Below are 7,383 nucleotides of genomic sequence, written 5' to 3'. Positions count from 1 at the left end.
TCCATAACCTTGGCATCTGGGAGGAGACCGCATTCAGTGACGACTACGATTTCCTCAACGAAAGTGACAGCGCGCTGGCGCAGCTGGTGGACGTCAACATCACCGCCACCCTGCTGCTGCTCAAGCAGCTGCTGCCGCGCGTGCTCGGCGGGCGCCGCCCGCAACTTGTGTTGACCGGCTCGACCTCGGCACTGCCACGCAGTGGCCGCCCCGAGGTGGCCTTCGGCGCGTCCAAGTTCGCGCTCAACGGCATTGCCGATGCCCTGCGCGAAGGCTTCCGCCAGCAGCGGCTGGCCGTGACGACGCTGCAGCTGGGCTACCTCAATACCGAAGATGCACTGTCGGTGCCGCTGCAGCAGGCGGCCGCACGCGGCAATGGCGAGTACGTGCCGGTGCACGACGTGGTGTCGATGGTGCGCGCCCTGCTGCAGCTGTCACCGTCCAGCTTCGTGCGCGAGCTGGTGCTGCCCGCGATCGCCGATCCGCGTTACTAGACCAGCGCTCAGCACACACTGGCAGCCCCGGTTTGGCCGTACACGCGGCCGTGGTTTACTCTGCGTCTACTGGCAGTTGGCCGCACACAGGACCGGCTATGGCTATCGATGCGCTATCGAGGCTCTCGACCCGGGTTCTGGACAGCGCCCTGCCCAGCCTGCCGCTGTACCTGCTGCAGGCCACTGCGGTGATCGGCATGATCGGCGTGTTCCTGATCGCCACCCGCCGCGGCGGCCATGCCATGGAAGGACGCCGCGTCTACATCGGCGCGATCCTCGGCCTGATCTACCTGTTCAATTCATGGTTCGTGGCCGGCTACGCGCAGGGCGTGGTCAAACTCAACCTCGGCATCGACATCCTGCTGATCAGCGGTCTGCTGGGCGGCTGGCGCGGCGGCGTGACCTGCCTGCTGGCCAGCCTGCTGGCGCGCTACCAGTTCTCCGGCACGCAGTATTTCCTGCCCGCCAGCCTGGAAGCGGCGCTGCAGGTGCTGGCAGGCATCTGGCTGCGCGGGCGGATATACCCGCGCATGCTCACCCACTTCTCGCTGCGGTTGATCCTGCAGGCCTGGGCGGTGCGCATCGCAGTGACCTTGATCGGGCTGGTGTTGGGCGTGGCGATCATCGGCAGCGCGCAGCTGCCCCTGCTGGAACTGGCCACCCAGCGCGTGCTGGCCCTGCCGGTGTCACTGCTGGTGCTGGTGGCCGTATTCGCGCTGGTCTACAACGATGCGCAGATCGATGCCCAGCGCCAACGCGAACATGCGTGGATGCGCATCGACCCGGTGAGCGGCCTGCCCAACCTGCGCGCCCTCGACGAGCGTCTGCAGCGTCATTGGCGCAGCAGCGACGACCGCGGCAACGCGTGCCTGATCGTGACCGAGATGGGCAACCTGCAGGACCTGCTGCTGCGCTATGGCCCGCTCAATGACAGTGGCCTGTGGAACCCGCACAACGCCGAGGCCGTGCGCCGCACCCTGCTGCATGCGCGACCGACCGATGCGATGGAGATCTATCAGTTCGGTGACAGCGCGCTGGCGATCCTGCTGCTGGATGCTAGCCTTGCCGATCTCCGCGCGGATACCGAACTGCCTGCGTTGGCCGACCGCCTGTCCACGGTGATCGGCGATGACTGGCCGGGCTTCCGCCCGGTGTTCCGCTGCGCGGTGGTCGAGCTGCAGCAGCCCACGCAGGACGACAGCTCCATCCCGTTCCGCGCGGTCACCCTGGCCTTGAACGCGATCGAGTCCGGTGTGGTGTTCTTCGATGATCCGATCCAGCGCGACAGCGAAGTGGATGCCCTGATCGAGACCGCGCTGGACCACTGGCTGCAGCACGCCGATGCACCACTGTACTACCAGCCCAAGTTCCGCCTGCAGGACCGCCACCTGGTCGGCGCCGAGGCGCTGCTGCGGATGCGCGATGGCGATGGCCACCTGATTGCACCGATGCGGGTGGTTTCGCTGCTGCGCCGTCGCGGACGCCTGGCCGAACTGGAATGGGCCACGCTGCAGGCAGCCACCGCCTTCCTTGGCCACTGCAGGGATGATGGGCATACGCTGACGATCGCAGTGAACGTGTCCGCCGAATCGCTGCGCCAACCCGGTTTCGGCGCACGCCTGTGCACCTTGCTGGAGCAGCAGCGCATACCCGGCGCGATGCTGCGGCTGGAGATCGTCGAATGGACCGAAATCGTCGAGCGCGACGTCGTCGATGCCAACGTCGTCGTTCTGCTGGCCGCTGGCATGAGCCTGTCACTGGACGACTTCGGCGCCGGCTATTCGACCCTGATCCTGCTGTCGCAGCTGTCGGTGGCCGAGGTCAAGATCGAGCGGGCATTGATCGCCACGCTCTCCGATGCCAAGTCGCAGTCCATCGTCCGCTTCATCGTGGAAGTAGCCCACCGCTGCGGTGCCATCGTCGTTGCCGAAGGCACCGAGACCCCGGCGCAGGAGCAGCTGCTGCGTGCGCTGGGGGTGGATGTGGGCCAGGGCTATCTGTATGCACGGGCCCTGCCACCGGAGCAGTTCCGGCAGCTGGCCTGAGCGGCCTTCAGGCCAGCCGCATCGACAGCTCCACATCGTCGGCGAAGGGCACGGACAGATAGCCTGCATTGCCCGAGCGCATGCGCTGCTGGTAGCGCGGGCTGTCGTCGGCGTTGTCGGCGATCACCACTGCGCCCGGGCGCAGCCGCTCGTGCAGCAGCTCCAGCACATCGTCGTACAGCACCTTGGCACCATCGAGCAGCACCAGATCGATCGTATCGGGCAGGTCCACCGCCAGGGTCTCCAGTGCGTCGCCCACGCGGATCTCGACCAGATCGTCCAGGCCTGCTTCACGCAGGTGGCCGGCGGCACGGCGCGCCTTCTCCGGTTCGAACTCGGTGGTGATCAGGCGGCCGCCGCCGTTGTCACGCAACGCCGCAGCCAGATGGATGCTGGAGATGCCGAACGACGTACCGAACTCAACGATGCTGCGCGCGCCACTGCTGCGCGCCAGCAGGTACAGCAGGCGGCCGGTTTCCGGCGACACCGGCAGCCACAGGTCCTTCAGCAGCTCGCCATACAGGCGCCGGTATTCGGTGCGGCTGCCCAGCAGGCGCTGCCGTTCTTCGGGGGAGACGGAGGTCAAGGCCGGGCTGAGCGCGCTGTCGGCTTCGGTAAACAGGCGTGCCAGCAGGGGCGCGACCGGGGTTGAGATCAGGGTGGACATGGCGGGTGTTCCTTTCGATGACGGCGTTAGAATGCGAATGATTCGTCGCAATCAAGAATACGGACGATCCCCGGTTCCGCCTATTCGCATTGGAAAAGCCTCATGTCCGAACGTCGTCCGCCGCAGATTTCCTCGAGAAAACAGCCTCGCCAGTCACGATCGAACGACCTGGTCGCGGCCATTCTCGAAGCCGCTGCTCAGGTTCTGAAGCACGAAGGCGCCCCCCGGTTCACCACCGCGCGGGTGGCCGAACGCGCTGGCGTCAGCGTCGGCTCGCTGTACCAGTACTTTCCCAACAAGGCGGCGATCCTGTTCCGCCTGCAGCGCGACGAGTGGCAGCAGACCGGCGCGATGCTGCGCGACATCCTGCAGGACACACGACAACCGCACCTGCAGCGCCTGCGCACGTTGGTGCATGCCTTCATCGTGTCGGAATGCGAAGAAGCGCAGACCCGTGGCGCGTTGAACGATGCCGCGCCGCTGTACCGCGATGCGCCGGAAGCGCAGGAAGCACGCAGCGAGACCGACGAAGCGATGCTCGTGTTCATGGCCGAGCTGCTGCCGCAGGCCTCGGCGGGCACGCGCCAGCTGGCGGTGGATCTGATCGATACCACGCTGGGTGCCACCGGTCGCGAATTTTCCAGTGAACCGCGCACTGCCGCCGAGATGCGCGTCTATGCCGATGCGGTCGCGGATATGTTCTGCGCCTATCTCAGGCAGCTGGGCGCGCACTGACGTGCAGCCGCCGGCTTACACCGCGTAGAAGCCCAGGAACATCGCCACCGCCGACTCGGCCACGCGCGTGCGTTCGGCCTGTCCCAGCGGCGCCTGGCCCATCGTCACCTGCGGCCAGAACGCGAAGCTCTTCACCAGGCCCTGCAGCTGATGGCCGGCGAATTCCGGATCGACCTGGCGCAGCCGCCCATCGGCAATCGCCGCACGGATCCACGCGCTGACGCCGCTCTCCTTCTCGCCCATGCGGCAGACGATCGCCTGCGCACGCTCGGGCGAATGGATGATCTCGGCCATGGCCACCCGTGCCAGGTCGATGAAGTTGGCATCACCCAGCAGGTCCAGCTTCTGCCGCAGCAGCTGCAGCAGTTGCACATCCAGCGGCTGGTCGGCGCGGTACGGCAGCTCGACGCTGGCCACGCTGCTCTGCCACAGCTCTTCCAGGATCAGCGCGAACAGTTCTTCCTTGCTCGGGAAGTGGTTGTAGACGGTGCGCTTGGAGACACCAGCCACCGCCGCGATGCGGTCCATGCTGGTCGCCTCGTAGCCGGCCGAACGGAACTCTTCCACCGCCGCGCGGACGATGGCCTCGCGCTTGCGGTCGGTAAGGCGTTGCGGGGTACGGGGCATGGCGGAACCAGACAGCTGAACGGATGCCACCATTTTACACCCAGCAGTGTACTTTCTGAAATCCGGAAACTACACTGTGCAGTGTACCCTGCGGACGTCACCCATGAAGCGCCTGCTCCTTGTCCTCCTGCTCGGAATCCTCGCCGTGACCGCTTATACCTTCTGCAAATCCTGGTCCCTCCCCGACTTCCCCGAATCGCCGCAGTACCGCGAAGGCAAGTTCCGCAATGCCCTGCCGAAACCGGCAATGGGCCTGCGTGATGGCCTGGAGATCTGGTGGACCTTCCTGTTCAACAAGCCCAAGGGCACCGTGCCCGACCACCCCATCCCGGTGCAGGCGCTGGACCGCGGCACCCTGGACGCGGCGCCCGACCGCAGCCTGTTCCGGCTGGGGCATTCGACGATCCTGCTGAAGCTGCGCGGCCAGTACTGGCTGACCGATCCGGTGTTCTCCGAACGCGCCTCACCGGTGCAATGGATGGGCCCGGCGCGCTTCCATGCGCCGCCGATCAGCATCGACGAACTGCCGCCGATCGCCGGTGTCATCCTCTCGCACRACCACTACGACCACCTCGACTACGCGGCAGTAATGAAGCTGGCCGGCAAGACCGCGCGCTTCATCGCACCGCTGGGTGTGGGCGACCAGCTGATTGCCTGGGGCGTGGATGCAGCCAAGGTCGAGCAACTGGACTGGTGGCAGTCCACCGAAGCCTCTGGCCTGCGCCTGACCGCAACCCCCGGCCAGCATTTCTCCGGCCGCGGCCTGGGTGACAGCGATCGCAGCCTGTGGGCGTCGTGGGTGATCCAGGACGGCAACTTCCGTATCTTCTTCAGCGGCGACACCGGCTACTTCGACGGCTTCAAGGCCATCGGCGAGAAGTACGGTCCGTTCGACCTGACGATGATCGAAACCGGTGCCTACGATCAACGGTGGGCATTCGTGCACATGCAGCCCGAACAGACCCTGCAGGCGCACCTGGACCTGCGTGGCAAGTGGCTGCTGCCGATCCACAACGGCACCTTCGACCTGGCCCTGCACGAGTGGCAGCAACCGTTCGAACGCATCTGCGCATTGGCTGCCGCAAAGAACGTGCCGGTGGCCACGCCGATGATGGGCGAGGCACTGGACATGCAATCACCGACCGCTGGTACGCGCTGGTGGGAGCGTGTGCAACTGTAACGGCCTGTCGCGCAGCGACCCTCAGCCGGGATGCTGAACCAGCCGTTCCTGTTCCTTCGCCACATTGATCTGCAGCGCCGCAGCAGCGAGCTCCGCCAGCTCGCTGCTGACCTTCTGGCTGCCGCGCGCCTGCATCCACGAAAGAATATCGGCCAGATGCCAGATCGACGCRCTGCCTTCGTGCACCGGTGCCGGAAACGTCTGCGGGTGCGCGAGCAGCAACTTGCGCATGTTCTGTCGTGACATGCCCAGCAGATCAGCGACATCCGTCAGCCCAACCAGATCGGGACTGACTTCGATCAGCTCTGCATCGGGTACGGCTTGTCGTACATCTGCAAGCGCGGAAAGTACGGCCTCCCGGGCGCTGGCCGCCTGACGGCAGAATTCAAGCGCCAACCTGCCCGGCCTGCCAATGCCCAGCAGCGCATCATCACAGCCGGCATCGGCAAGGCGTTGCTCAAGCGAGCCAGCATCGGTACCTGTATCCGGCAGACGGTATTTGAGAATGAAGGTGAATTCCATCATCGATGTGTCCTTGGGAGGATGGCGACTGCGTCATCGCTCACGGCTGCAGTTCTCGACAACGCGACACAAGGCCCGCGCATGGTTCAAGGCATTCCGGGGCGTGCTCCATACGCTCACCACGCAGAATTCCCCGCATCGGCAGTCCTTGTCGTTGTAGGGACAGTACATTCGTCCCCAGGCATGACTGCCGCCGATCCGCAGCCACCATCCACGCGACTCGGCGAAACGGAGGGCAGCTTCAATGTCTTTGTCCGGATGGCGCGAACGGGGCATTCCTTTCCCTCGGAGTCTGGATGCGATCGCAAGGGTTGTCAAGTGACAACCCTTGGTGGTGCGATCAGTCGCTTCGACCCTACAGCCTCTCCGCCATGGGTCCAGAGCCATCCGCGTCAGTGATCCGGCTGCACCTGTTCCTGCAGGTGAACTCCCAACCCTGCCTCACCCTCGGCCAACTCAGGCCGCAGGCTCAGTGCAGGGATCAGATAATCACCACCGTTCTGCCGCCGGTAGGCAATCACCGGATCGCCTGCCAACCCATCCAGCCGCGCGCCCAGCCCCTCCAGCACGCCAGGCAAGGACGCCTCATCGATACGGCTGCTGCGGTAGATCACATGCGCGGGCAGCACGTCAAAGCCGGGATAGAACAGGATGCCGTGCTGGATCGGGAACAGCACATCGTCGATCGGCCCATTGATGCCGCGCGGACCGTAATGCGACTCCCAACCACCGGTGGTGACCACCAGCATCGCGCGCTTGCCGGACATCGCGCCCTCGCCATAGCGGTCGCCCCAATGCCGGTCGGAATGTTCGCCCACGCCATAGGCAAAACCATAGGCATACACGCGATCCACCCAACCCTTCAGGATGGCCGGCATCGAGAACCACCACAGCGGGAACTGCAGGATCACCGCGTCGGCCCAGCGCAGTTTTTCCTGCTCGGCGGCGATGTCGGCGCTCTGCCGGCCCGTCCTGAAGGCGTCGCGCGAATCCAGTGACGCGTGGAACGGCACCGAAGGATCCCGCCCGGGATGATCGTCGGCATCGATCTGCGCCTTCCATTGCATGGCATGCAGGTCGGACACCTGCACGGTGTGGCCGCCGCGTTGCAGG

Annotated in this window: 8 protein-coding genes; 4 read left to right on the top strand and 4 right to left on the bottom strand. The window is 65.4% G+C overall.

The genetic code is table 11. The features are described from left to right. Together AC1VAN_RS06445 and AC1VAN_RS06440 are read left to right on the top strand one after the other, a co-directional pair. Positions 1-494 (top strand): SDR family NAD(P)-dependent oxidoreductase (locus AC1VAN_RS06445; RefSeq protein ID WP_480985487.1); only part of this gene is annotated, 494 nt, incomplete at its 5' end. 104 nt (positions 495-598) lie between these two features. Then, a complete protein-coding gene (locus tag AC1VAN_RS06440; protein WP_442252014.1) occupies positions 599-2,539 on the top strand; it encodes an EAL domain-containing protein in 1,941 nt (646 codons plus the stop codon). Positions 2,540-2,546: 7 nt separating this feature from the next. On the opposite strand, the gene AC1VAN_RS06435 is transcribed toward AC1VAN_RS06440, so the two are convergent. Beyond that, positions 2,547-3,206 (bottom strand): O-methyltransferase, encoded by a 660-nt coding sequence (locus AC1VAN_RS06435; RefSeq protein WP_032951763.1) that lies wholly within the window; start codon positions 3,204-3,206, stop codon positions 2,547-2,549. Positions 3,207-3,308: 102 nt separating this feature from the next. Here AC1VAN_RS06435 and AC1VAN_RS06430 point away from each other — a divergent pair, with 102 nt between their 5' ends. After that, positions 3,309-3,941 carry a TetR/AcrR family transcriptional regulator gene (locus AC1VAN_RS06430; protein ID WP_025874904.1) on the top strand — a complete coding sequence of 211 codons (633 nt, stop codon included), beginning with the start codon at positions 3,309-3,311 and terminating at the stop codon, positions 3,939-3,941. Between the two features lie 15 nt (positions 3,942-3,956). Here AC1VAN_RS06430 and AC1VAN_RS06425 read toward each other — a convergent pair whose 3' ends face one another. Further along, positions 3,957-4,568 carry a TetR/AcrR family transcriptional regulator gene (locus AC1VAN_RS06425; RefSeq protein WP_442252010.1) on the bottom strand — a complete coding sequence of 204 codons (612 nt, stop codon included), beginning with the start codon at positions 4,566-4,568 and terminating at the stop codon, positions 3,957-3,959. Positions 4,569-4,671: 103 nt separating this feature from the next. On the opposite strand from AC1VAN_RS06425, the gene AC1VAN_RS06420 reads away from it, so the two are divergent. Then, positions 4,672-5,748 carry an MBL fold metallo-hydrolase gene (locus AC1VAN_RS06420; RefSeq protein WP_480985486.1) on the top strand — a complete coding sequence of 359 codons (1,077 nt, stop codon included), beginning with the start codon at positions 4,672-4,674 and terminating at the stop codon, positions 5,746-5,748. Positions 5,749-5,769: 21 nt separating this feature from the next. Here AC1VAN_RS06420 and AC1VAN_RS06415 read toward each other — a convergent pair whose 3' ends face one another. Beyond that, the gene (locus AC1VAN_RS06415; protein WP_025874910.1) at positions 5,770-6,270 is read right to left on the bottom strand and encodes a helix-turn-helix transcriptional regulator; all 501 of its coding nucleotides are present in this window, start codon (positions 6,268-6,270) and stop codon (positions 5,770-5,772) included. Between the two features lie 392 nt (positions 6,271-6,662). Further along, a partial coding sequence (locus tag AC1VAN_RS06410) for an NAD(P)H-dependent oxidoreductase (RefSeq protein WP_480985485.1) occupies positions 6,663-7,383 on the bottom strand: 721 nt, incomplete at its 5' end.

This window comes from Stenotrophomonas sp. 05L44_2, from assembly GCF_056665995.1.
This window is presented reverse-complemented; position numbering and strand designations above follow the sequence as displayed.

What these genes read in the sequence shown, in the direction of transcription:
- AC1VAN_RS06435 (WP_032951763.1), bottom strand. Translation starts at nt 3,206, where the DNA reads ATGTCCACCCTGATCTCAACCCCGGTCGCGCCCCTGCTGGCACGCCTG.
- AC1VAN_RS06430 (WP_025874904.1), top strand. Translation starts at nt 3,309, where the DNA reads ATGTCCGAACGTCGTCCGCCGCAGATTTCCTCGAGAAAACAGCCTCGC.
- AC1VAN_RS06425 (WP_442252010.1), bottom strand. Translation starts at nt 4,568, where the DNA reads ATGCCCCGTACCCCGCAACGCCTTACCGACCGCAAGCGCGAGGCCATC.